Source organism: Campylobacter concisus (genome assembly GCF_003048985.1).
Taxonomy (GTDB): domain Bacteria; phylum Campylobacterota; class Campylobacteria; order Campylobacterales; family Campylobacteraceae; genus Campylobacter_A; species Campylobacter_A concisus_AY.
The window spans coordinates 1-24,440 of the sequence record NZ_PIRS01000012.1 but is presented as its reverse complement, the minus strand read 5'-3'; the positions used below and the strand labels follow the sequence as shown (position 1 = coordinate 24,440).

At 39.7% G+C, this 24,440-nt stretch carries 25 protein-coding genes; 9 read left to right on the top strand and 16 right to left on the bottom strand.

The features are described 5' to 3' along the window. The first annotated feature begins 30 nt into the window (after positions 1–30). From CVS91_RS08260 to CVS91_RS08250, 3 genes are read left to right on the top strand one after another with little or no spacing between them, the layout of a single operon-like run. Complete coding sequence (locus CVS91_RS08260) at positions 31–528, top strand: redoxin family protein (RefSeq protein ID WP_103612858.1); 498 nt, start codon at positions 31–33, stop codon at positions 526–528. A gap of 9 nt (positions 529–537) precedes the next feature. Next, positions 538–2,094, top strand: coding sequence for a class I SAM-dependent methyltransferase (locus tag CVS91_RS08255; RefSeq protein ID WP_107831514.1), 1,557 nt, complete (start codon positions 538–540; stop codon positions 2,092–2,094). A gap of 1 nt (position 2,095) precedes the next feature. Beyond that, positions 2,096–2,560 carry a damage-inducible protein gene (locus tag CVS91_RS08250; protein WP_107831512.1) on the top strand — a complete coding sequence of 155 codons (465 nt, stop codon included), beginning with the start codon at positions 2,096–2,098 and terminating at the stop codon, positions 2,558–2,560. Positions 2,561–2,562: 2 nt separating this feature from the next. On the opposite strand, the gene CVS91_RS08245 is transcribed toward CVS91_RS08250, so the two are convergent. Genes CVS91_RS08245 through CVS91_RS08235 form a run of 3 tightly spaced genes read right to left on the bottom strand, consistent with a single transcriptional unit; the run spans position 2,563 to position 5,806 of the window. Further along, positions 2,563–3,366, bottom strand: a complete 804-nt coding sequence (locus tag CVS91_RS08245) for a 3'(2'),5'-bisphosphate nucleotidase CysQ (protein ID WP_107831510.1) — start codon at positions 3,364–3,366, stop codon at positions 2,563–2,565. Next, positions 3,363–4,640, bottom strand: coding sequence for a citrate synthase (locus tag CVS91_RS08240; protein WP_107831508.1), 1,278 nt, complete (start codon positions 4,638–4,640; stop codon positions 3,363–3,365). The genes CVS91_RS08245 and CVS91_RS08240 overlap by 4 nt, the downstream gene beginning before the upstream one ends. Before the next feature lie 2 nt (positions 4,641–4,642). Next, positions 4,643–5,806, bottom strand: coding sequence for a cation:proton antiporter (locus tag CVS91_RS08235; protein ID WP_021085423.1), 1,164 nt, complete (start codon positions 5,804–5,806; stop codon positions 4,643–4,645). A 116-nt stretch (positions 5,807–5,922) separates the two neighbouring features. Here CVS91_RS08235 and CVS91_RS08230 point away from each other — a divergent pair, with 116 nt between their 5' ends. Further along, positions 5,923–6,405 (top strand): hypothetical protein, encoded by a 483-nt coding sequence (locus tag CVS91_RS08230; protein ID WP_107831506.1) that lies wholly within the window; start codon positions 5,923–5,925, stop codon positions 6,403–6,405. 406 nt (positions 6,406–6,811) lie between these two features. Here the strand turns inward: CVS91_RS08230 and crcB are convergent, their stop codons facing one another. The 4 genes from crcB to topA form a co-directional block, all read right to left on the bottom strand. Then, on the bottom strand, positions 6,812–7,165 hold the full coding sequence (crcB, locus tag CVS91_RS08225; protein WP_103614057.1) for a fluoride efflux transporter CrcB: 354 nt from the start codon (positions 7,163–7,165) through the stop codon (positions 6,812–6,814). Further along, positions 7,165–8,004: a biotin synthase gene (locus tag CVS91_RS08220; RefSeq protein WP_103631087.1), complete on the bottom strand. Its 840-nt coding sequence runs from the start codon at positions 8,002–8,004 to the stop codon at positions 7,165–7,167. Before CVS91_RS08220 ends, crcB begins: the two co-directional genes overlap by 1 nt. 287 nt (positions 8,005–8,291) lie before the next feature. Next, positions 8,292–9,020, bottom strand: a complete 729-nt coding sequence (locus tag CVS91_RS08215) for a leucine-rich repeat domain-containing protein (protein ID WP_107831504.1) — start codon at positions 9,018–9,020, stop codon at positions 8,292–8,294. Positions 9,021–9,079: 59 nt separating this feature from the next. Then, positions 9,080–11,194, bottom strand: a complete 2,115-nt coding sequence (gene topA / locus CVS91_RS08210; protein ID WP_107831502.1) for a type I DNA topoisomerase — start codon at positions 11,192–11,194, stop codon at positions 9,080–9,082. A gap of 124 nt (positions 11,195–11,318) precedes the next feature. Between topA and CVS91_RS08205 the strand changes: the two genes are divergently transcribed. From CVS91_RS08205 to CVS91_RS08195, 3 genes are all read left to right on the top strand, one after another. After that, the gene (locus CVS91_RS08205) at positions 11,319–11,564 is read left to right on the top strand and encodes an AbrB/MazE/SpoVT family DNA-binding domain-containing protein (protein ID WP_021087541.1); all 246 of its coding nucleotides are present in this window, start codon (positions 11,319–11,321) and stop codon (positions 11,562–11,564) included. Continuing rightward, complete coding sequence (locus CVS91_RS08200) at positions 11,564–11,875, top strand: type II toxin-antitoxin system PemK/MazF family toxin (RefSeq protein WP_107831583.1); 312 nt, start codon at positions 11,564–11,566, stop codon at positions 11,873–11,875. Before CVS91_RS08205 ends, CVS91_RS08200 begins: the two co-directional genes overlap by 1 nt. Positions 11,876–11,973: 98 nt before the next feature. Further along, positions 11,974–13,554: a flagellin B gene (locus tag CVS91_RS08195; RefSeq protein ID WP_107714352.1), complete on the top strand. Its 1,581-nt coding sequence runs from the start codon at positions 11,974–11,976 to the stop codon at positions 13,552–13,554. A gap of 245 nt (positions 13,555–13,799) precedes the next feature. On the opposite strand, the gene CVS91_RS08190 is transcribed toward CVS91_RS08195, so the two are convergent. From CVS91_RS08190 to dcd, 8 genes are all read right to left on the bottom strand, one after another. Next, positions 13,800–15,788, bottom strand: coding sequence for a motility associated factor glycosyltransferase family protein (locus CVS91_RS08190; RefSeq protein ID WP_107831500.1), 1,989 nt, complete (start codon positions 15,786–15,788; stop codon positions 13,800–13,802). Between the two features lie 9 nt (positions 15,789–15,797). Further along, positions 15,798–16,826 carry a pseudaminic acid synthase gene (pseI, locus tag CVS91_RS08185; protein ID WP_107831498.1) on the bottom strand — a complete coding sequence of 343 codons (1,029 nt, stop codon included), beginning with the start codon at positions 16,824–16,826 and terminating at the stop codon, positions 15,798–15,800. 3 nt (positions 16,827–16,829) lie between these two features. Next, positions 16,830–17,288, bottom strand: a complete 459-nt coding sequence (pseH, locus tag CVS91_RS08180) for a UDP-4-amino-4,6-dideoxy-N-acetyl-beta-L-altrosamine N-acetyltransferase (RefSeq protein WP_107831496.1) — start codon at positions 17,286–17,288, stop codon at positions 16,830–16,832. Continuing rightward, the gene (gene pseG / locus CVS91_RS08175) at positions 17,273–18,145 is read right to left on the bottom strand and encodes a UDP-2,4-diacetamido-2,4,6-trideoxy-beta-L-altropyranose hydrolase (RefSeq protein ID WP_107831494.1); all 873 of its coding nucleotides are present in this window, start codon (positions 18,143–18,145) and stop codon (positions 17,273–17,275) included. The genes pseH and pseG overlap by 16 nt, the downstream gene beginning before the upstream one ends. Continuing rightward, positions 18,146–18,823, bottom strand: coding sequence for a pseudaminic acid cytidylyltransferase (gene pseF / locus CVS91_RS08170; RefSeq protein WP_107831492.1), 678 nt, complete (start codon positions 18,821–18,823; stop codon positions 18,146–18,148). Positions 18,824–18,826: 3 nt separating this feature from the next. Continuing rightward, positions 18,827–19,939, bottom strand: coding sequence for a UDP-4-amino-4,6-dideoxy-N-acetyl-beta-L-altrosamine transaminase (gene pseC / locus CVS91_RS08165; protein WP_107831490.1), 1,113 nt, complete (start codon positions 19,937–19,939; stop codon positions 18,827–18,829). After that, positions 19,936–20,931, bottom strand: coding sequence for a UDP-N-acetylglucosamine 4,6-dehydratase (inverting) (gene pseB / locus CVS91_RS08160; RefSeq protein ID WP_002940035.1), 996 nt, complete (start codon positions 20,929–20,931; stop codon positions 19,936–19,938). The genes pseC and pseB overlap by 4 nt, the downstream gene beginning before the upstream one ends. A 217-nt stretch (positions 20,932–21,148) precedes the next feature. Then, on the bottom strand, positions 21,149–21,709 hold the full coding sequence (gene dcd / locus CVS91_RS08155) for a dCTP deaminase (RefSeq protein WP_002939953.1): 561 nt from the start codon (positions 21,707–21,709) through the stop codon (positions 21,149–21,151). Positions 21,710–21,832: 123 nt separating this feature from the next. On the opposite strand from dcd, the gene CVS91_RS08150 reads away from it, so the two are divergent. Both CVS91_RS08150 and CVS91_RS08145 read left to right on the top strand, forming a co-directional pair. Next, on the top strand, positions 21,833–22,675 hold the full coding sequence (locus CVS91_RS08150) for a DUF3737 family protein (protein WP_107831488.1): 843 nt from the start codon (positions 21,833–21,835) through the stop codon (positions 22,673–22,675). 20 nt (positions 22,676–22,695) lie between these two features. After that, positions 22,696–23,256 (top strand): YcxB family protein, encoded by a 561-nt coding sequence (locus CVS91_RS08145; RefSeq protein ID WP_199906251.1) that lies wholly within the window; start codon positions 22,696–22,698, stop codon positions 23,254–23,256. A gap of 77 nt (positions 23,257–23,333) precedes the next feature. Here CVS91_RS08145 and CVS91_RS08140 read toward each other — a convergent pair whose 3' ends face one another. Continuing rightward, on the bottom strand, positions 23,334–23,900 hold the full coding sequence (locus CVS91_RS08140) for a DUF5309 family protein (RefSeq protein WP_234409688.1): 567 nt from the start codon (positions 23,898–23,900) through the stop codon (positions 23,334–23,336). Between the last annotated feature and the right edge of the window lie 540 nt (positions 23,901–24,440).

Genomic DNA, 24,440 nt, shown 5'->3' with positions numbered 1-24,440 from the left:
ATAATAGATAAAATTTTTAAAGGACAAAACATGATAAAAGTGCCTACAAGCATCTATCTAAGGACTTTAGACGGTAAAGAATTTGACTTTTCAGCCTTTGCAAGGACCCATGACTGCGTGGTTTTTATCTATCCAAAGATAGGTGAGGACTTTGAGCTTTTAAGCGAACAGCTACAAAAGACTGCTGGCATGAAAGGCTGCACGAAGCAAGCGATAAACTACAAAAAACTTCTTAAAGAATTTAACGATCTTGGCTTTATGGTAGTTGCTATTGGCTCCCAAGATATCGCAGCTCAGAAGAAATTTGAAGAAGAGACCGCAACTGGCATAATGTTTTTTAACGATAGTGAGTTTATGCTAGAGCGAGCGCTTGAATTGCCTGTATTTGCAGCTTCAAATGGGCATAAATTTTACTTTCGTCAAACACTTATCATAAAAGGTGGCAATATAAGGCGCGCATATATCGTTGATGAACCCGAAAACGACGCTAAAAATATGCTGGAGAAGATAAAAAACGAAGACTACTAAGGATAGAAAATGGACAAAAATAGCAAGATCGAAAAGTCTTATGACGAGCTAACATATAAATCAGCAGCATTTGCGCAGTCATCGCCCTATAAACTAGAGGCTTGCGCTACGCTTCTTGGCATCAACCCACCGCCTTGCAAAAATGCAAAAGTTTTGGAGATAGGGTGCAGTTTTGGTGGAAATTTGATCCCATTTGCCGTAAATAACGAGAACGCAAGAGTAGTTGGCATCGACCTTAGCGGCGAGCAAATAAGGCGCGGTAAAGAGATCGTAAAAGAGATAGGTCTAAGCAATTTAGAGCTAATCCACGGCGATATCTGCGAGTTTAAAAGTGATGAGAAATTTGACTATATCATCGCTCACGGCGTCTTTAGCTGGGTGCCTGACTTTGTGAAAGATGCTATTTTAAGGGTTGTAAGAGAAAATTTAAGCCAAAACGGCGTGGCGTTTATCTCTTACAATGTCTATCCTGGCTGGAAAGTAAAAGATGTAGTGCGTGATCTTATGCTACTTGCCGCAAAGGATAAAGATAGCACTGAAGAGAGGCTAAAAGCTGCCAAAGAGGCACTTTTAGTCTATAAAGAGGTATTGCTAACAAGAGATAATGAAGAATTTGAAAAATTTATGCCTATTAAGTCGCTTATCACTTGGATAGATGATATTCTTAGCAAAGATGATTTTTATGTAGTGCATGAGTTTTTGGAGGATATAAATGATCCATTTTACTTTAAAGATTTTTGCGAAAAAATAGATAAATTTGACTTAGCTTATCTTTGTGATATTGATATGAAAGATGTATTTGTGCCTGATTTTGGAAATGCTCTTGTGGATGACTTTAAAAATGTGCATTTTGCAGATCGTATACAAAGTGAGCAGTTTTTGGATATTTTAAATATGAAGCTTTTTAGGCAGAGCCTAATCGTTCATAAAAATGCTTTTGAGGTCATTAAGGCAAAGCAGATAGGTCCAAGTGATATAAATAAACTTCACGTTGTGGGGGATTTTATAAAAAGAGACGACGGATGGTATGATAGATTTAATGTTATGCCACAAGATATATCTTGGCTTTGTGAGGTTTTTAACAAGATGTTTCCAGCGAGCATAAACCTCTCTCAAATTTTAGAAATTTTACCAGAAGATAAGCTTACAGTTTATAGCGCTTTTGTAAGGCTTTTAACTAACTCAGCAAGCGCAATGATAGTAAAAGATGAGCTAAAAGATATAGAGTATAGGCCAGGGCATTCAAGGCTAAATCCAAATTTGATAAATTATGTTAAGTATTTTTTAAAACATAAAGAAGAGACAAATATTGGTTTTGCAAATAGATTTTGTGTATCTGAAAGATTAAATTTGGTTGATTACTATATATTTTTACTATTAGATGGTAAAAATAATTTAGAAGACATTGCGTCTAAGGCTTTAAAATTTATAAAAGAAAATGACGTAAAAATATTTGAAGCAAGCGGCGAAGAGATAAAAAGAAACAAGGTTGTATCAAATATATTTAGCTATGTAGCAGGCACTATAAGAATAGCTAGCATGCTCTATTTGCTTGAGGAAATTTAAAATGAAAAAAATTCTTGCTCTTATATTTTGTATATTTCTGGCAGGTTGTGCTAGCAAGCCAAGCGTGAAAAATCTAAATCTTAAAAGCAGCCTAAACTACGGCGGCGAAGAGCTTGCAAAGATACTTGAACAAGATGATGCAGTGGCTTTTAGCAGCAACTTGCGTGAAGGAGTTTTCATCTACATAAGTAACGTCAAAGTCGCAAACTATCTTGGCGTAGTAAGAGCTGAGAGACACGCTAAATTTAGCGTAAAGGAGCTAGGCAAAAACGATCTTTTGATAAAAAGCGTAAATGATCTAACGCAAAGTTTTGATGCTAGTTTGGAGCGAGCTAGAGAGCTAAAATGTGGCACTTTAGTGATCAGACTAAAAGATAAATTTCAAGATTTAGAAGCGGCAAATAAATTTTTAGAGCAAAACGAGAGCGCATTTTTAAAGATGAGTGGTGAGATAAGGTGCAAGTAGCCTTATCTGCCCTGCTCTATCAGCCTAAAAACTTCATCTTCTAAGCCCAAAGCATTTTTGCCAAATGCTACGTAAAATGGGCTTTTTAGATCAGCTAGTTTGTAGCTTGGCTCGCATCTGTCGCTAGCGTTTAAGACCTTGCCACCGCTAAATTTCACTACCGCCTCGCCTGCGGCATTATCCCAAAGATAGCTTGGGCTAAATCTCACATATATCCCGCCAAGCTCGGCCAAACGGCAAAATTTAATGGCAGATCCGATGCATTTTTGCTCTAAATTTAAACTATCTCTTACAAGTTCAACCTTCTTCGTCTCGCCTCTTCTGCTTGAAAAGATGAAGCTATTTAAGCTTTTAGCTTTTTCATTTAGATCTTGTTTTTCTACGACCTCATCATTTGTGCCTAAAATTTCTTTAAAAGCGCCGTTTTCATCAGCGTAAAAAAGCTCTTTACTAACTGGGATAAAAATGACGCCAAGCACCGGTCTAGCCTCTTTTATAAGCGCTATACAAACACAAAATTCGCCATTTCTAGCTAAAAATTCTTTCGTGCCATCAAGGGGATCAACTAGCCAAAACTCATCTTTGTCACTCTCTTGCAAGATGCTCTCTTCAGAGCAAATTTTTATCCCACTTTTGCTTAGCTCTTTTAGTATCACCTCATTTGCCGCTAGGTCAGCGCTAGTTAGCGGCGAGCTGTCATCTTTTAGGCAGACTTTAAGCGCCTGGCCATTAGATGAGTAAAATTTCATTATCTCACCCCCAGCGCTGATGGCTGCCTTGATGGCTAAATTTAAAAGCTCGCTCATTTTGGTGTTCTGTTTGTCTCTCCGACGTAGAGCTGTCTTGGACGGACGATCTTTATAGTGTCTTGCTCTTTTAGCTCGATCCACTGGCTGATCCAGCCTGGCGTCCTGCCGATGACAAAAATGACGGCAAACATATTATTTGGTATGCCAAGCGCTTTTAGGATGAGCCCTGAGTGAAAATCAACATTTGGATATAAATTTCTACTTACAAAGTAGTCGTCATTTAGCGCGATCTCTTCGATGCGGTTGGCGATCTTGATAAGCTCTGAGCTAATGCCGATCTCATCCATCAGCTGATCTCTCATCTTTTTAAGCACCTTTGCGCGAGGGTCGAAGTTTTTATAGACCCTGTGACCAAAGCCCATTAGCCTAAATGGATCGTTCTTATCCTTTGCTCTAGCGATGTATTTATCGACGTTTGCGACCGAGCCGATCTCTTCAAGCTGGCGGATAACACCCTCGTTTGCCCCGCCATGAGCCCAGCCCCAAAGTGCGCCGATACCTGCGCTTATACATGCGTATGGGTGCGCGTGCGTAGAGCCAACTGTCCTAACAGTAGTCGTTGAGGCATTTTGCTCGTGGTCAGCATGGAGCATAAAGACCGTGTCAAGCGCCTTTATCTCGATAGGCTTAAGATCGACGTGCTCGTATGGATAGCCCCTCATCATGTAGAGGAAATTTTCAGTAAAGCCACGATCTAAATTTGGATAGATGATAGGAAGGCCGCGTGAGTAGCGGTAGCTAAAGGCCGCTATCGTTGGGATTTTAGCGATTATCCTCATAGCCATCTCGTGATACTCTTCTGGTTTGTCCATGTTTAGGTGGTCTGAGTAAAAGGCACTTAGCGCTGAGACTGCCGCTTGCAAGATCGCCATAGGGTGCGCCTTGTCTGGAAATGCGTCAAATAGCTTCATCATGCCCTCATGTATGAAACTTCTTTTTTTAAGCTCATCTTTAAAGCCCCTGTATTGCTCGCTCGTTGGTAGCTCTTTGTTTAAAAGCAGGTAGGCAACGTCTAAAAATGTCTTATTTTCAGCCAGATAGGCGATGTCGTAGCCTCTATACATTAGCTCGCCCTTTAGGCCGTCGATGTATGTTATGGCTGAGCGGCACATCGCAGTTGAGGTGTAGCCCCTGTCAAAGGTAAACATCCCAGTATCGCTAAAAAAGGTCGATATGTCGATGACGTCTGGCCCCATAGTGCCCTGCAGGATAGGAAACTCATAGCTCTTGCCAGTTCGGTTGTCGATTAGTGTGGCTGTATTTGATGACATTTTTACTCCTTGCTTTTTGATTGCATTAAAATTTTGATGATTATAGCTCCTATTATAGCTTGTGCGAGGCTTGCCAGGATGAAAGATGAGTAAGAATAGTCACTTATCTCGCCTGATTTGTGTGCGATAGTAGCAACTGCGATCAAAAGAGTGAGTGGCATAGACTGCGAAACGGAAAATAAAAATATCCCTCTAAAGCCAAGCTTGCCCAAAAAGAGCAAACTAGATACAACTCTCGTGCCAAGCATCGCTAAAAATATAAAAATAGCATCCTTTATCACTTCGCTAGATCCTAGGCTTGAAAGCTTAAAAGTAGAGCCTATGTGGATGAAAAATATCGGCACCAAAAAGCCAAATCCAAAGCTTGAAAGCTTGTGCGGCAAGTCCTTTTTGTGATCGAAAAATGTCGTGATAAACATACCTGCGATAAACGCGCCAAAGGCAACTTCTAAATTTAGATATAGCATCAAGGCTATCATCGTGAAAAATACCGCGATGCAAAGCCTGATGTCCTTCTCATCCTTGTCGTAGTGCGGCATGAGCACCACTTTAAGCCCCGGATACCACCAAAAAAGCACATCCAAAATTTTAAAACTAAGCACGCTGATAGCCAAAAATAGGATCAAATAGCCAATCGTTAGCCATAAATTTATGCTCGCTCCAAACTGCAAGTAAGCAGCGGTAAATGTTAGAAGCGTGATGCTTAAAAGCTCGCCGATAGTTGCTATTAGCATGCTTAAATTTAGCCACTCTTGCTGCTTGCCATACTCTTTAAATAGCGTAAATACCATACCAACGGCCATTATCGGGATGATGATGATGTAAAGCAGGCTAAGCTCAAGTCCTAGCGTCAAAGCTGTGGCTAGAGCGTAGATGAGCGCAAGGTAGATGAGCCCAAGGCGCAAAATTTTACGGTCGATGTTTATGAGCATCCTAAGATCGATCTCCATGCCAGCTAGAAACATCAAAAAGAAAAAGCCAACTTCGCTGATGAGCTTAAACATCTCGTTGTCGCCAACGACTCCGATGTAGCCGGCAACCGCTCCAAGTAGTATCTCAGCAGGTGCGACTGGGATGCGTAAAATTTTAGAAATATAAGGCGAAGCAAAGACGATAAATGCCAAAACGACAAGGATGCTAAGCTCGCTTGCTTGGTGTAACTGCAAAAAGATCCTTAAAATAAAAATGCCTGATTGTATAAAAAGCTTTGTTATTTTTTGATTAAGCTAAGCGAAATTTTGGCAAAATGGCGGCTATTTTTAGAAATTTGGAGTGAAATTTTATGCGTAAATTTAGCCTTTTTGTTTTGCTGTTTTTTGGCGTCTTTTCTTTAGCAGATGAGCTAAGCTTGGTTGAGAGTTTTAGATTTGATGGCAGCACATTTTATAAAAAGCAAGTGGTTAAAAATGAGAGCTTTTACTTTTTAAAAAATGAAAATATGAACGAGCACTTTGCCTCGTTTAAGGTAAAGTTTAACGAAGATATCAAGACAAAAAGCGAGCTAGAAGAGCTAAAAAAGGCTCTTAAGCAAGATAAAAACGTGCTTTTTAGTGAAGAAAATGATCAAATTTTAGCTCTTATAAAAGATGAAACTAAGAGCAAAAATATAGAAATAATCCACTTTTTGCTTAAAAAAGATGGAGTTTTGATGCTTTCATATGAGAGAATTTACGACCGACAAACATCAGCAGATGCGCTCAAACCTGTGCTTTTAAGCGAAGCTAGAAATTTTATGCTGCAGATGCCAAAGATAGAAGCTAGGTAGAGAGATGCATGTGACGGTACTACATATTGCATGCAATTTTGTTAAATTTGAGCAAATTTTAAAATTTCATGAACGAGTAATTTCGGCTCTAAAATTTGAGCTAAGCTGTAAGCGAAGCCAAATTTTAGTAGCCAACTCTTGCGAGTGAATGGAATTTTAAAATTTACAAAAAGATTTTTAGAAATTTAATGTTTCGTTTTTATCCAAAAGGGAGACAATGGGACTTGAATTACGGTCTGCTTGCAGTTGCGAGCTAGCGAAGCAAAGCCGTCCCCTTATCTCCCTTTTTAAATCCTCCAATCCCCTCGCACGTTAGAAGTGCATGCTTCAGTGCTTCGCACCGCATGCGGTTAAAAAATCTAGCAAAATTTAAATTTATAAACAGCTCTGTTAAATTTGCAAGCTCTCACAAATTTTTACCAAGCAAAATGCCAAAATAGCTTGCGATCAGGCAAAGGCTAAGGTTTAAAAATATATTTAAAAAGCCTTTTACGAGTTCGCCTTCTAGTAAAAATTTAACGCTATCAAGGCTAAAGCTTGAAAATGTGGTAAAGCCACCAAGTATACCAACGACCAAGAAAACCCTCACGCTTTGGCTTAAATTTAGACAAAATAAAACGCCGATAATGAAGCTGCCAAGCACATTTACGCCAAGCGTGGCTAGAGGAAAGTGGCTAAATTTTAGCAGCTCGCCAGCCAAAAACCTGCATCCAGCTCCGATAAAGCCTCCAAGCCCAGCAAAAAGTAAATTTACAAGCATTAGTGGCAGATACTTGCAAAGCTAAAACCGCGCTTTGTAAGCTCCTCGATGTCCTTGCTCGCCTTCTCGCCCTTTGCGGTGAGGTAGTCGCCTATCACGATAGCGTCTGCGCCATTTTCAAAGATCTCGTACTGCCTCTCGCCTAATATCTTCTCCCTGCCGCCAGCTATCATGACCCTAGTTTCTGGCAGTGCGCTTTTGGTTTCGCGCACGATTTTTAGGGCTTCATCCGCGCTAAGAGGTGGCTGATCAAGCCTTAGTGCGTCACTTTTTATGAAAAAATTTATAGGCGATGAAAACGGCTCAAGCTCCTTTAGGCTCGCCCTAAAGCTCATCCTGTCGGCCTCGCTCTCGCCAACGCCGTAAATGCCGCCAGTGCAAAGCATGAGCCCAGCCCTTTTTGCGTCTAAATTTGTCTGATATCTCTCGTCCCAAGAGTGGGTTGTACAGATTTTTGAGAAAAACTCACGGCTAGTTTCTAGGTTGTGGTTATAGCTAAAAACGCCAGCATTTTTGAGCTCGCAAAGCTGATCGTAAGTCGCCATGCCGTTACATGCGATGAGCATCAAATTTGGTACTTCTTTATGCACGGCTCTTGCTAAAGAGGCGATGTAGTCGGTCTTTTTGTCATTTAGTCTGGCGCCACTTGTGACTAAACAAAAGCCAAGAGCATGGTTTTTATATGCCATTTTGGCCTCGTCCACCACCTGCTGCACGCTTTTTTCTTTAAATTTAGTGATATCAGCGCCGGCTTTGGCACTTTGCGTGCAATAAGCGCAGTCTTCGCCGCAGTTTCCCTGAGTGACGGAGCATATCGCACAAAGCATAATCGTTTTCATTTTTTGTCCTTTTTGGGGAGCATTATAGCTTTGGTAGGTTTAAAATTTAAGTAGAGTGGCTTGAATTTACGAAAAATAGGTAAATTTAAATGTTTATTCCTTTGTTAAGGGGGAAGAGGCTTGAATTACGAAGTCGCTCCCTTCCCCCTTAACAATCCCCTAACCCCGACAACGTTAGAAGTGGCATGCGATAGCACTATCGTGCCGCATGTGTTTTGCTATCAAGTAAGTTTTCGCAAATTTTAAAATTTGCTCTTAGAAATAAAACTATACTAAAAATTTAAATTTTACAGCATTACTTTTTTCTTATAAATTTCCGCTCTCTCTTTTAAAAGCCCTGTTTTTAAATTTGGCAAAGCGCTAAGCTCGTCAAAAAGTCCAAAAAGTGCGTGCTGTGGTGGCAGACTGAGGTAGGTGAGGGATTTTAGAGACAAGATAGGCGAGTAGTCCTTGCTCTTTAGCCTAGCCACCAAGATCACAAGGCTAGTTAGTCCTGGCATCTGGCGTAAGAACTCTAGGCTTTCTATGTGGATAAATTTAGGCGAAAGTCCGTCGCCACTGATCTCTAAGCTCTTTAAATTTTGCAAATTTGAAAACGCAGAGTAGTCGCTTATCTTTTGAAAATTCTCCACCGCAAGGCTTTCAAGTCCAGTAAGTGTCGCGATCGGCGCGATGCTTTTTACGCTGGCACCAGAACCTACAAAAAGGCTCTTTAGACTAGAAAGATTTGCCAGCGCATCAAGGCTCTCATACGAGCCCCATTTGATGTGAAGGCTCTTTAAATTTCTTTGGCAGCACGCTGCGTCAAAAAGCTCTTGAGGCATTTTGGTGCAAAAGTTAAGCTCATCAAATGCCTCCTGCTCGCTTCTTAAAAAGTCGCACCACTCATCAAGCACTGCTCTTTTTTGCCTGGCGGTTTTATACTGCGGCGTGAGGCTGTCCCCTAGCTGCGTGCAGTTTATCACAAGGCTCTTTTGCCCTTTATACTGGCTAACTTCTACGATAGTTTCAGGCATTTAAAGTCCAAATTTATAAGCCAAATTTAGGCTCAAGGGCTAAAATTTGGCTAGAAATTTTAATTTTCAGAGATAAGTGTCTTTTTCTTACACTTTGTGCACTCTATAAAAGTGCCTTTTTTAAGCTCTTTTTTGATCATATCGCCGCCGCACTCATCGCATTTTTGCGCGACTGGCTCGTAGTTTGAGATGAAGTCGCATTTTGGATAGTTGGCACATCCATAAAATTTACCACGCCTGCTAAATCTCTCAACGATCTCGCCACCGCATTTTGGACATGGCACGTCAAGCTTTTTAAGCTCACGTTTTGGCTTAGCTGCCGTAACAGTGCCAGTTTCTGCGCTCTTTTCATTATCTTTTGCGACATTTCTTGAGTATTTGCATTTTGGGAAATTTGAACAAGCGATAAATTCGCCGTATCTGCCCTTTCTAAGCACTAGCTCGCTGCCGCACTCTGGGCACTTCTCGCCGATCGGAGTGGCTGTTTTTAGGCTTTTTATGCCAGTTTTGCCAGCGCTTATTTTTTCCATAAATGGATAGTAAAAGTCGCTTAGCACCTTTTGCCAGTCAGCCTTGTCAAGCGCGATCTCATCGAGCTTTTCTTCAAGATGTGAGGTAAATTCGCTATCGACGATGTTGCTAAAATGCTCCTCCAAAACGCCTATCATGCTAAATGCGATCTCGTTTGGTATGAGCTGTTTTTTCTCGATCCTCACGTAGTCTCTTGAGGTTAGCAGCGAGATGGTCGGTGCGTAGGTGCTTGGGCGACCGATGCCTAGACTCTCTAGCTTTTTAACAAGGCCAGCTTCAGAGTACCTGGCTGGTGGCTCGGTGAAGTTTTGCGTGCTTTTTATGCTTTGCAAACTCATCTCGTCGCCCTTTTTTAAATTTGGCAAAATTTTATCCTTATCAAGCTCGCCATAAACCTTGTAAAAGCCGTCAAATAGCACCTTTCTGCCACTTATCTTAAACTCGCCTTTTTCGCTTGCGACATAGACATTTTGCGTTTGGCTCACACATGCGCTCATTTGGCAAGCTAAAAATCTATTGTAGATGAGCGTGTAGAGTTTGAGTGCATCTTTTTCTAAAAATTTAGCAGCGATTTGCGGTGTGAAGTTTAAATTTGTAGGGCGGATCGCTTCGTGGGCTTCTTGCGCACCTTTTGAGCTTGTCGTGTAGCTTATCGCTTTGGCTGGCAGATACTCTTTGCCGTAGTTTTGCAGGATGTGCTCTCTAGCGGCTGCGACGGCCTCTTTGGCTAAATTTAAGCTATCTGTTCTCATATATGTGATCGCACCCATGAAGCCCTCGTTTGTTTGCACGCCCTCATAGAGGCTTTGCGCGATCATCATCGTCTTTTTAGGGCTAAAGCCAAGGCGGTTGCTCGCACTTTGCTGAAGAGTTGAAGTCATAAATGGCGGACTTGGTTGGATCTTTCTATCCTTGCTCTCGATCTCACGGACGCTAAATTTCTCATTTTGTAAATTTTCGATGATGTATTTTGCGCGGTCTGGGTTTTGGATAGTGAGCTTTTCGATCTTTTGGTTTTCAAATTTAACTAGCTCGGCGTCTAGATCTTTTTTAAAAACGGTGTCGATAGTGTAGTATTCAACTGGTTTGAATGCCTGAATTTCACGCTCGCGATCGACTATTATTTTTAGTGCTGCACTTTGCACACGTCCAGCACTTAAGCCTTTTTGTATCTTTAAATTTAAAAGCGGGCTTAGCTTGTAGCCAACTATGCGGTCAAGCAAGCGCCTTGTCTGCTGGGCATTGACGCTGTTCATATCGACGTGTCTTGGGCTTTTTAGAGCGTTTTGTATGGCGCTTTTGGTGATCTCATGAAAGACGATGCGAGGCAGGCTGGTTGGCTCTTTGCCGATGGCGTTTGCGATGTGAAACGCGATCGCCTCACCCTCTCTATCCTCATCGGTCGCGAGGTAAATTTCATCTGAAGCTTTGGCAAGCTCTTTTATCTCTTTTACGATGGCGGAGTGATCGCTGCTGATGCGATACTCTGGGGTAAATTTATCATCCTCTATCTTGATGCCAAAGCTCGTTTTTGGCAGATCTCTGATGTGGCCTTTTGAAGCGATGACGTTGTAGCTTTTGTCTAAGAAATTTTTGATAGTCTTTGCTTTTGCGGGAGATTCCACGATGATTAAGCTTTTCATTTATATATAGCCTTTGAATTTTTTGGCGTAATTGTAGCAGAAATAAAATCGATTGAAACCATAAAATCTCTTTAAGCGCTTTTAAATGTAATTACAATATGATTACACAAAAAGGAGCAAACGCATGATAACAAATTTAATCCAAATAGGAAATTCTCAAGGCATAAGGCTTCCAAAGGCTGTTATAGAGCAGTTTGGATTTAAAAAAATTTCTCTTGAAATTTTAAAAGACGGCATATTTTTAAGACCAGTAAAACAAAACGACATAGATGAGTGGGATACTTTAGAGCTTAGAAAACTAGCACAAAGTGAAAAGATAGATAGTGAGTTTGAAGCCATTGATATAGGCGATAAAGAGTGGCAGTGGTGATGAGTAGATATGAAATTTGGTTTATAAACCTTGATCCAACGATCGGAGCCGAGATACAAAAAACTAGACCTTGCGTAATTATTTCGCCACCTCAGCTTGACTATCTACAAACTAGGCTCATTGCACCCATTACCAGCAAAGGCTTTGATGCGCCTTATAGAGTAAATTTCAAGCTGCTTGGCAAAGAGGCAAAAATACTTTGCGATCAGATAAGATGTGTAAGTGTTGATAGATTTGTTTCAAAGATTGGCGAGTTAGAGAGCGAACAGATAGAAGAGTTAAAGGAAATTTTACATCAAATGTTTTTATGATATAAATTTTTACTTCATCTATAAACTTTTTTCAAAATCAAGCGATATAGTTTTTGTGCGGCACGAAGTCGTAACTAAAAAAATTAAAAGGATTTACAATGAGTTTTCGTATTAACACAAACGTAAACGCACTTAACACACATGCTAACGCAGTTAGCAACAACACTGACCTATCTAAGTCACTTAACAAACTTAGTTCTGGTCTTCGTATCCAAACAGCTGCAGATGACGCTTCAGGTCTATCTATCGCAGATAGCTTAAGAAGCCAAGCTTCAGCTCTAGGTCAAGCTATTGCAAATGGTAATGATGCTATTGGTATCATTCAAGTTGCCGACAAAGCTATGGACGAGCAGTTAAAAGTTCTTGACACTATCAAAGCTAAAGCTACTCAGTCAGCTCAAGACGGCCAAACAACTCAATCACGCCAAGCATTGCAAGCTGATATCGTTCGTCTAATGGAAGAGCTTGACAATATCGGTAACACTACTTCATTTAACGGTCAGCAACTACTAAACGGAACATTCTCTAACAAAGAATTCCAAATAGGTGCTTACTCAAACCAAACTGTTAAAGCAAGTATTGGTGCGACTACATCTGATAAGATCGGTCTTACACGTTTTGAGAGCTCAAAACTACTTACTAAAACAGCAGCAGGTGCGATCAGCCTTACATTTGTAAACGTAGATGGTGTAAACAACGTAAAAGTTCAAGCTGCTACTCTCTCAACTGGCCTTGGTAAAGGTGTAGGTGCTCTAGCAGAGAACATCAACAAAGTTGCAAACGAAACTGGCGTTCGTGCTACTTATGATGTTACATGGAAAGGCAAAGACGCTATTAAAGCTGGTGAGTTGAAAGACCTAACTATAAACGATGTTATCATAGGTGACATTAGTGTTAAAGCAAATGACGAAAATGGTGCGCTTATAAACGCTATCAATGCCGTTAAAGACCAAACTGGTGTAACAGCTTCGCTTGACAAAGGTAAGCTAGTGCTTACTTCAGTAGATGGCCGCGCTATACAAGCTAAATCAAAAGCAGATGCAGCTAATGTTGCAAACAACATGTCTGCTGTTTTTGGTTATGCTGGTAAAGGCGATGACCTTACAAAAATGGGCGCAGCACTATCTACTATGTTCATCGGAAGACTAAACCTAGTTAAACTTGATGGTCGCGATATCAAAGTTAGCACTGGTGCCGCTGGTAATACACTAGGCGGTCTATCAGCAGCCTTTAGTATGTCATCTAAGGCAAATAGCAACGGTGGTGCTCAAGCATCTGTTTCTTTGCGTGAGATCAAAGGTCAGATAGATAAAACTCTAGCTGCTGCTATGGGCTTTACTAGAATGAACAATAGTGGTGCTATGACATCTAACCAAAGTGCTGGTGTTATGACATTAACTGGCGCGATGGCTGTTATGAGTATCGCTGAGTCAGCTCAAAAAACACTTGACCAAATTCGTTCAGACCTTGGTTCAGTTCAAAACCAACTTCAAGCTACAGTTAATAACATCACTGTAACTCAAGTTAACGTAAAATCAGCAGAATCACAAATCAGGGACGTAGATTTTGCTAGCGAGTCTGCTAACTTCTCAAAACATAACATCCTAGCTCAATCAGGTGCTTATGCTATGAGTCAAGCAAACAGCGTTCAACAAAACGTAATGAAACTTCTACAATAACGTAGCTAGTTAAATTAAGTTTTAAATAGGGCTTTGTTGCAGTAGCAAAGCCTTAATGTGTTAATGCTTTTACAATACGCAAACCCCCAAGCCTCAAAGCCTAGCTTTGGGGCTTTTTAAATTTATAAGCAATAAAATCAATATGTAAAATATTGTTTTAAATAAAAGCCTCCAAAGATAAAAAACTTTAAAGGCTTTTTATAAAATTATTTGGACTGGGTTTAATGGATAACTAAAAGCCCAGCCTATATCAGGCCAAGCTTTTTAACTTCTTTAAGTAAATTTTTACTAGCTTTCTTAGTAGTTTTTATCTCAGCATCTAAGCCACCAGCTAGAGAAAATAGCCAATATTTATGCATCTCTACCCACTCTGCTAGTTTATTTACCTTTTGTATAGCCTCATCACTAGGCTCAACTGAAATTTTAGCTAGCTCAAGCTCTTGATAATATACAGAGATAGACAAGATGTATTCGATATATCTTCTATACTTTTGCCTTCCTGCAAATTCCTTAGCTTTATCTATCTTTTTTGTTATAGATAATAACTTCTTAAAATGCTTCTCGCTAAGCTCGCCTTTATCTCTTATCTCTATCATTTTGTCTATATCTGGAGCGACTTCTAAAAAGACCTCTTCAAGCTTTTGCTTTACCTCTTCTTCAAATTTGATCTTAGTTTGTATAAATTTATAGGCTTGCAAAAGCTCTTTTTTTATGGTTTTTTCATTAGGAAAACTAATGTGAGGTAAATTTTTTAGCTCTTTACCACGAGTGAGCTCCTCCATAACTTGAATAAAAGGTTTTTCAATGGTGCCTTTTATCATAGCGCCGCCTTCTGTGCAGTTGTAGTTTTTTATGCCTTTTTTGTTTGTTGACTCGATGTCTGATTCATATTGGTTTTTAAATTTATCCCAAACATAAGTCGTCCTAACCTCGCCTATTCCGCCGTAAGCTGTAGTGTATAAATTTTCATCTGCCTGGGCAAACGCATGTCCTGTTGCATGGCTTTTGCCATCTGGTGCAAAGGCTAGGTCTTGACCTATCAAGACTATATTTTTATGATCTAACACATAAGCTAGTTGATAGGCCTGATTTGCCGTGCTAAGTCCTATACCAAGATAGCCATGCTTGTTTAAACCCATAGAGCATTCGGCCTGTGGGCGAAGCGTAAGCACTAAGCGTCTTGGCAAAATATTTTTTACACTTTGAGGGTGTGTTAGCGATGCTACGATAAAGTATGCGTCTTTATCCAAATTTCCATTTCTCTTTTTAAAAAAGCTCGATGTTTCTATAACTCTTTCTATAGACGTAACATAGTCTGGCTTGATGCCGTGCTTTGCAAGTATCGGCAAAGAGGCATCTAGGCTAATAACAGTAACATAAGGGGCAAATTTCTTAAGCGTATCAAGCTGTTTGTCTAGGCTTGGTCCAGTAGCTACTATCACAGCCGTATCCATAAGACCTTTTCGTTTTTTTATGAGGTCTTGATAGACATAGCCCTTTATAAGCTGAGGTAGGTTTTGGGTATTGTTTCTAACACCTTGGAGCAGGTCATCTACGCTGTTTCCATGTGATGTTACAACCTGCGAAATGGCTCTTACAAAAAATTGGTTTATCTTGTTGTAGTCATCTGCAAATTTATCATAAAAAGGGGTGTGAACATGAAAATTATAGGTTTTGGCATATACTGAGTAAACCTGACCTATCATGAGCTGATAAATTTGCGAATAGGTTGTAAGCTCTGAATAAAATATGATAAGCCTTTCACTAAGTAGCTCTTTTGATAGATCGACTAAATTTAACGTGATGTAAAGTATCTCAAGGTCTGGTTCGACGACAATAATATGCTGGTGAGTTTGGTTATAAAGTAAAGCCTTGTAAAACACTCCGTTGCCAAGTCCATAGAAAAACATCACTGGATAGCGCTTACACTGAGAACCAAGCCCTTCAAGCATATTTTGTATATCAGAAGCTGGCTTTTCATAAACATAAGATAGAGTTTTTTTGTCTATTATATTTATATCGATCGGATCTTTGCCGATAAATACTTCATAGTTTTTTTGCTCCCCCAAAGAAAAAAGCCTAGTAGCCAAAATCTCATCTTGAGAAAATAGCGCATTTAGATTATTTCTAAAAACAGCATTTTCTATTTTATTGACAGTTTGGGCGTATTCTTTTGCCCTCTCTTCACTTTTTTCTTGTGGCGCAACGACACCATCATGAAATTTAATAGCCATTTTTCCTCCTTATAGATCCTCTTTTGTTAATCTCTCGCTAAATTTGATATCTCTTTTTGCTTTTTTGCCAATTAGCTCTTTTAGAAATTTAGGATGCAGACCATATCCTGGGCGCACGCTCCTTATATTTTGCTCGCTAAAAATTTCACCCTTTTTTATATCTGCGCTTGCATAAAGCGAGCGAGAAAATCTCCTGTTTAAAACAGCTTTTTCATCTAGCTCGTAGTTTACTACACCCAAAAGCTCCTCAGCCTCCCTAACGCACTTTGTCATAAGAGCAAATTCGCTCTCATCAAGGCTAAATGCGCTATCAACGCTTTTTACGCTTTTATCAAGTATAAAATGTTTTTCAACTATCCTGGCGCCCAAACTAACCGCAACAACTGGAGCTGTCACGCCTAAAGTGTGATCTGAAAAGCCCACTTCAACGCCAAATTTCTCTCTCATATCAGCTATCGTTTGTAAATTCATGCCATTTAGAGGTGCTGGGTAGCTTGAAGTGCATTTTAAAAGGGCGATGTCGCCATTGCCTGCATTTTTGCAAATTTGCACCACGTCTCTTATCTCTTCTTCGTAGGCTATGCCAGTTGAGATGATGATGGGCCTGCCTTTTTTGGCCACAAACTCTACAAAATCATAGTCCGTCACTTCAAAGCTTGCGATCTTATAAGCTGGCGGGTTAAACTGCTCTAAAAAGTTGGCATCATCCTTGCAAAATGGACTTGAAAAGCAGATAAGCCCCTCCTCTTTTGCCACTTTAAAAAGCTCAGCATGCCACTCTTTTGGCGTTAGCGCCTCTTGATAAAGCTCATATAAATTTCGCTCGTCCCAAAGTCCGCCTTTTATGACAAAGTCGTCTAGGTGCGAATTTAGAGTCAAACTATCAGGCGTATATGTCTGAAGCTTTATCGCGTCAGCTCCAGCGCGCTTAGCCGCCTTTATCGTATCTACCGCCGTTTTTAGGCTACCACTGTGATTAGCAGAGAGCTCTGCTATTATAAAGACCTTTTTGTCTGTATCAAAATTTCCTATTTTCATCCGCTAGTCCGTTTCATTTTTAAGCTCAAGATAGCTAAAATCATCATCTTTTGCGTAGACTCTAAAGCCGAAATTTTCATAAAGTGCGAGTGCTTTTTCGTTGTTGTTATAAGCTTTTGCCTTTAGCGAGCCAACTTTTAATGTAAAAAATGCGTACTCTTTTATGAGATCAAGCAGCTTTTTGCCCACTCCTTTTAGCTCTGGGTTTTTATAAACGCCAAATTCGCAGCTTTCTTTCGTGATATCAACAAAGCTCACCACTCCGATAAATTCGCTTTCGTCCTTTACTAAAAAATAGATCTTATCTTGAATGCTCTTTAATCTCTCTAAAAAGGCAAAATGCTCCTCTTTGCCAACGCTTTTATTTTTCATAAATTTGGCTATACGCTCGTCGTTTCGCCACTTTAAGACCATCAGTTTTTGCTCGCCACTAAGCGAGGTAAAATTTATAAGCTCAAGCAAATTTCATCTCCAAAATAAGCTTCATATCCATTTTCTTTTAGCCAAGCAAAGATCTCCTTTTGATTATCCGCTACGCAAATGGCTTTAAATTTAGCTCCTAAAACATAAGCTTCATTTACAAGCGAGCTTGCTGTTATGATGAGCATTTTGGCTTCGTTCATCAGCCTTGCTACGTTTTTACTATCTACAAAAAGGCTAAAATTTTCGTTTTTACTAGATATCTCTTTTAGTGCGCTTAAATTTTTATTTCCGCTAGTTGTTATGACGGCTGTTTTTAGCCCTTTTAAGAGCAATTTTTCTGAAATTTTAGCACTTAGCCCTGAGATATCAGTACCTCCAAGAATGATAGCGTAGTCGTAAATTTTCTCCCTTTTTACCTGCGCTTCTTCATAAAACTCATCTCTAACTAGCAAAAACCCACTCCCGCAAAATACCTCACAGCCTTTTTCTACCAGCCCCTCATATCTTGCCTTTTGCGCATATAAATTTACGTTTAATATGTAGTCTGCAAAATGTTTTTTGTAAGTGTCATCAAATGATAAAATTTTAACGCCAGTTTTTTCTTTTATAGCTCTTTCGTCTTCAAAGCTAAAGCCGTAGTGATCGATGATGAGAAGCTCAAATTTATTATCTTTTATAAGTTCGCAAAGCTCATCTATCTCGCCACTTATTAGGCTAAATTTAGGGTAGTTTATCTCATCAAAAATGTCACCATCTAGCCTCAGAGACGCAAATGAGATGTCACTAAATTTTTTGGCAAGCAAAAGGTCTCTCCTGATGTGCCCATGCCCTATCTTGCTGCTACTATCAGCGCGCACGAGTGTTTTTAGCTGCGGGAGTCCTTTAAATTCTTTCAATCAGATCTTTCCATTATTTATCAAATAAAGCTTCTTAGTAAACTCAAAATCCTCTAGCGTGTCGATATCGCAAACTAAATTTCTTGGCAGCAAATATGCCTTTGAGTGTGGCGCAAACAAAGCACTACACTCCAGCCAAGCCTCTTTTTTGCCAAAATAAAACGCCCCAGCGTCATGAAACGCAGGCTCAAGATCTTGCGAGCGTGTCTTTTCAAACTGTGGATAAAACATGCTAACTCTAGCGTTTTCATCAAGTTTTATCGCCCTTTGTATAGGGAAATCAAACGCAGTAGCTGAAAATAAAAATTTACACTCCTGCTTTTTAAACTCCCCTGCGGCCTCTTTTAAAATTTCAGCCGTTATAAGCGGTGCTGTAGCATAGAGGCAGCAGACGTCAAAGTCAGAATTTACGCGCCCTATCGCGTCTTTTACCACGTCAGTGCTTGTCGCGTAGTCATCGCTTAGGCTCGCATCTCTAAAAAATGGCACGCTAGCTCCAAATTCTCTAGCCACATTTGCGATCATTTCATCATCGGTGCTTACGATCACTTCGCTAAAAACTTTAGAATTTAACGCAGCCTCGATGCTATATGCGATTAATGGCTTGCCTAAAAAGTCTTTTATATTTTTGCCAGGTATTCTCTTACTGCCGCCTCTTGCTGGTATGATGCAGATCATTTTTTACTCGCTAAAGCTTTTTAGCACATCAAAAAGCGTGCTCGCGACAAATTTAGCATCATCCGCGCTCATGCCGTGATGGCAAGGGATGCTAAGCTCAGCGCTATAAAATTTCTCCGCATTTGGCAGTGAAATTTCGCCAAGCAGTGCTTTATAAAAGCTAAATTTATATGTTGGCTTATAATGCACCTGCACACCAACGCCCTTTTGCAAAAGTGATTCAAAAATTTGCTCTTTTTTATCCCAAAATTTCTCATCCAAAAGCACTGGATATAGGTGCCTTGAGCTAGTTGTATTTGCTGGGATATTTATAGTTTTAAAATATTCACACCCGCTAAATTTCTCATCATAAAATTTAGCTATCTCATTTCTTTTGGAGATAAAGCCGTCCAGCCTTTTTAGCTGGCTAAGCCCCAAAGCGCAGGCTACGTCTGTGATCCTGTAGTTGTATCCAAGCAAGCTCATGTCGCTATCCCAAAGCTTTGTTTTAGCGATGCCGTGGCTTCTATATAGCCTTGCAAGCCTTGCTAGTTCATCGTCGTTTGTGGCTAACGCGCCGCCCTCAAGCGTAGTAATAGGCTTTACTGGGTGAAAGCTAAATATGCTAATATCAGCCTTAACGCCCACTTTTACGCCGTTTTGCACACTACCAAGGGCGTGAGAGGCGTCGTCTATCACCTTTATGCCGTGTTTTTTGGCTAAATTTATGATCTTATCTAGTTCTACTGGGTTGCCACCATAGTCAACTGCTGTTATCACTTTTGTCTTTGGCGTGATAAGAGCTGGAATTTTCTCTTCGTCGATGTTGCCATTTGCTTTTACGTCGCAAAATTTTACCTGTGCTCCAGCCATCAAAGCTGCATTTGCAGTGGCTGCAAAGGTGATGGGTGTCGTGATCACTTCATCGCCAGCCTTTACGCCAAGGCTAAGATAGGCTACGTGAAGGGCCGAAGTGGCTGAGTTCATGGCGATCACGTGCTTTACACCAATATACTTTGCCAGCTCCTCTTCAAATTTACTGACCTTTTGGCCACCTGTTAAGATGTCGTCTCTTAGCGCATCTGCTACTACTTTGATATCTTCTTCTGTGATCTGCTGACGGCTGTAAGGGATCATTTAGCATCTCCTATCATCTCAAGAAGACCTGCTCTATCGAGCCAAATTTTATTTGTATTTGAGCTATATTCAAAGTCCTCACTAACTGGTTTGCCCTTTTGATGAAGAGCATTTGTAGAGAAGTCTTGCGCTGTTAAGAACTGAATAGACGGACTAATAACGTAGTAATCATCAAATTCGTATGTAAGATGCGCGTCGTCTCTTGAGATCATCATCTCATGCATCTTTTCTCCTGGGCGAATGCCTATGATCTTGACGCCAAGGTCTGGTGCAAGGGCTTTTGCGAGATCTACCATCGTCATTGATGGGATCTTTGGTATGAAAATTTCGCCGCCTTTCATCCTCTCAAAGTTTTTAAGGACGAAATTTACACCTTGTTCAAGCGTGATCCAAAACCTAGTCATCTTCTCATGCGTAATAGGAAGTTCTTTTTCTCCTTGTGCGATCAGCTTTTTAAAAAGCGGCACGACTGATCCACGAGAGCCAACAACGTTTCCATATCTTACGACGCTAAATCTTGTTTTTTTGTCTCCAACAATGTTATTCGCAGCGACAAAGAGCTTGTCACTGGCTAGCTTTGTAGCTCCATATAAATTTACAGGGTTGCACGCTTTGTCAGTTGAGAGTGCGATCACCTTGCTAACGCCACACTCCAAAGAGGCGTCTATAACGTTTTGAGCGCCATCTATGTTTGTTTTGATGCACTCCATTGGATTGTATTCTGCGATTGGTACGTGTTTCATCGCAGCTGCGTGAATGACGTAGTCTATGCCGTTCATCGCAGTTCTTAAGCGCTTATAGTCCCTCACATCGCCGATGAAAAAACGCATCGCCTTGTCTTTAAAGACTTGAGCCATTTCATATTGCTTTAGCTCATCGCGTGAATAGATGACTAGCCTTTTTGGCTTATATTTTTTTAACAAAATTTCGGTGTACTTTTTACCAAAACTTCCTGTTCCGCCGGTGATCAATATCGATTTGTTGTTAAACATTTTGCGCCTTTTTGCTAGTCATTTTTTTGATTTATAAATGGCTAATTTGAATTATTATTTATAAATTTTTAAGCAAAAGCTGTGCCAAATTTAAAATTTATTTATCAAAGCTTCGCTCTTTCTAACTTCTATTTCGTCAAAATTTCGTTATTGTTTAGGGTTTTTATAAAAAGTGGGAGATAAATTTAGCCTTTGCAAAATCGCAAAGGCATGAAAATTACTTCAAAATTCTAGGCAGTGTGATGCCTTCTTGGGCTTGGTATTTGCCGTTTTTATCAGCATAAGTCACCTCGCAAGGCTCATCACCCTCGATAAATAACACCTGCGCAATGCCCTCGTTCGCGTAAATTTTCGCAGGTAACGGCGTTGTGTTTGAGATCTCTATCGTGATATGCCCCTTAAATCCAGGCTCAAAAGGCGTCACATTTACGATGATACCACATCTTGCGTATGTGCTCTTGCCAAGACAGATCGCTAGCACGTTATCAGGCATGTTAAAGTACTCGATCGTGCGCGCCAAAGCAAAAGAATTTGGTGGCACGATGCAGACGTCGCCTTTAAAATCAACCACATTTTTCTCATCAAAATTCTTTGGATCAACGACGGTTCCGCCGATGTTTGTGAAAATTTTAAACTCATCGCCCACGCGGATATCATAGCCATAGCTAGAAACGCCGTAGCTAACGACGCCACGCCCCACTTGCTCCTCGGCAAATGGCACGATCATCTTTTTTTCGACCGACATTTTCCTTATCCAAGAGTCTGATTTTAAACCCATTTTTGCTCCTTTTTTGGGGCGATTATAACGCTTTGCGTCTTTAAAGTAAATTTAATGGCACTTTGCAATAAATTTTGAGAAAATCAGTATAATTTTAAAAGAAAAATTTAATAAAGGACAAAAATGCAAGAGAGAAAGGCTGAAATTTTCACAGGAGAACGCGCGATGTTTAGGGCAAAGGGGTTAAATTTTACTAACTGCATCTTTGAAAATGGCGAGTCGCCGCTAAAACACAGCTCAAATTTAAAGCTAAACGAGTGCATTTTTGCCTACAAATATCCACTTTGGTACGCAAGCGACATCACGCTAAATGGCGGATACTTTGAGCCTCTAGCAAGGGCTGGCATGTGGTACAGCACAAATTTAAGCTTCAAAGACGTGCTCATAAATGCGCCAAAAAGCTTTAGAAAAAGCTCGCAAATTTTACTTGAAAATGTAAATTTCTCAGATGCCGCCGAGACACTTTGGGGATGCTCGGATGTGAAGATAAAAAATATCTTTGCAAAAGGGGATTATTTTGGGGCAAATAGCGAAAATTTAGAGGTTGATGGGCTAAGCTTGGACGGCAACTACTGCTTTGATGGCTGCAAAAACCTTCGTATCACAAACTCAAAGCTCATCTCAAAAGATGCCTTTTGGAACTGCGAAAACGTGGTCGCACAAAACTGCCTAATCTCAGGCGAATACCTAGCCTGGAACGCAAAAAATGTGACGCTCATAAACTGCACGATAAAGAGCTTGCAAGCACTTTGCTATGTGGAAAATTTGGTCGTGAAGGACTGCGCTTTTATGGATACAAGTCTTGCTTTTGAGTATTCAAGCGTCGATGTGAGCACCAAAAGCAGCGTGAAAAGCGTAAAAAATCCAAAAAGTGGCGTCATAAGAGCTGGCAAGATAGAGGAGATCATCATAGACGGCAGCTTGGTTGATGCAAGCAAGATAGAGATAGTCACGGATGAAATTTAGCCAAAATTTAAAGAAAAAACATGCAAAATGAAAAATTTAGAGCGAAATTTAGTATAAAAAACGATGCTAAATTTAAAAAGCTACTACGCGAAATCTCACGCACCGTCTATAAAAAAAATAAATTTGTATTTTTAATGAGAATGATCGAACTGCCATTTGCTATGCTATGCGCAGTAGCTTTGGTTGTGCTCTTTGATGTTTTTGAGAACGATTTAATAGTTATTTCAGATATGACTGACGTCTCTTTTTTGGCAAGAAATTTAGCCATTGTTCTTTGTGTCGGCATGGTCTTGCTCTACATTTATGCGGCTATAATTAAACCAATTTTATTTACTAAAACCATTTACTCAAAAATCGATGTTGAGCGCGAACAAGAGATCGTTATATATGATGATGTGGTCTTGTTTGTCACGACAACGAGCACGGTTCATTTTTCATATGGTGCATTTCTTGGCACTTGCGAAACTGATGAATTTATAGCTTTGATCTTAAAAGAAGGCACCTTCTTGCAGATCCCAAAAGAGTCGCTAAATGAAAAATCACAAGAAATTTTTGAATTTCTTGAGGAAAAAATAGGCTGAATTTAGTGAAATATTTTTGGATGTTTTGAATTAAAAACCATACAAATTTGCCATGTCGGCAAATTTGTTGGCTGAATTCAAACAAAATTCTCTAAAAATATAAATATTATTGCTTTAATGATGCCAAATATCAATCTTTCAGTGACAAATTTTAATATTAAAATAATTATTTGACGTCGAGAATGATATCTAAGCACTATTTTATTGATAGCTGGCTTTAACTCAGCACCGATAAACACGTCTTTTGGAGTTGTGCCTGCATCCCAAATATTTTGAAGTAGTTGAGATAGCGCAGTTTCAGTTAGCGCTGCTGGAGTGCCTTTCCAATCGTCTGAGCTATCAAACGCTATAACGTTGCCACTCTTGCCGCTTGCAAATGCTGCTGAGCCTTTAGCCAATAAATAAAATAAGCCTGCCATTTCGCCAGCTACTGCATCCGTTCTAACAGTCGGTGCTTTAAACACACTCTTTTTAGCGTCAGCATCACGACCAAGACCAAAAAGAGCATACTCCATATCTAGTTTACTCTCTTTTGCTCTTTTAGCTGTGCTCTTTAACGCCATTAAGTAGCTACTGTTTGCATACATCTTAAAAAGCTGACATTTGAAGTGAAAATTTGCACCGCGTTTGAAGTCTTTTGGCACGCTTATTTTAGACCGATTATCAAAGTTAAGATAACGTCATGCGAACTTTTTTATTAGCTAAACCACAAGTTAGATAAGAAGCATATACCTTTAACATTTTAAAGCTTCAATACGTTTTTTAGCTTTAGTATTATAAAAATAATAATTTAATAAAATCATCTCTTTATTAACACCTATTAACCTATATTCTCACAGAACGAGAGCATCATACTTTAGTGTCTTATCACCATGATTTGCAATTTTCCATTAAAAAGACTGTTTAATAAAAATCAACAGATTAAACCAATAAATACAATTTCTTAAAAAACAATAAATAAAAACTTATAAAAAACTAAATTTAAAAAGACAAATAAACCCAATAACATAAAAACATATATGAAAATATTACTACATTTAATCAATAAAACCTAATTAAAAAATAAAAACTAATACTTTACACTTAGACAGAAAGCAACAATTATAAAAAACCAAGATTAATAATATAAGAATTAAAGCAGACAAACAACAAAGCCCGCAACGACCTACTTTTCCAACATCCCA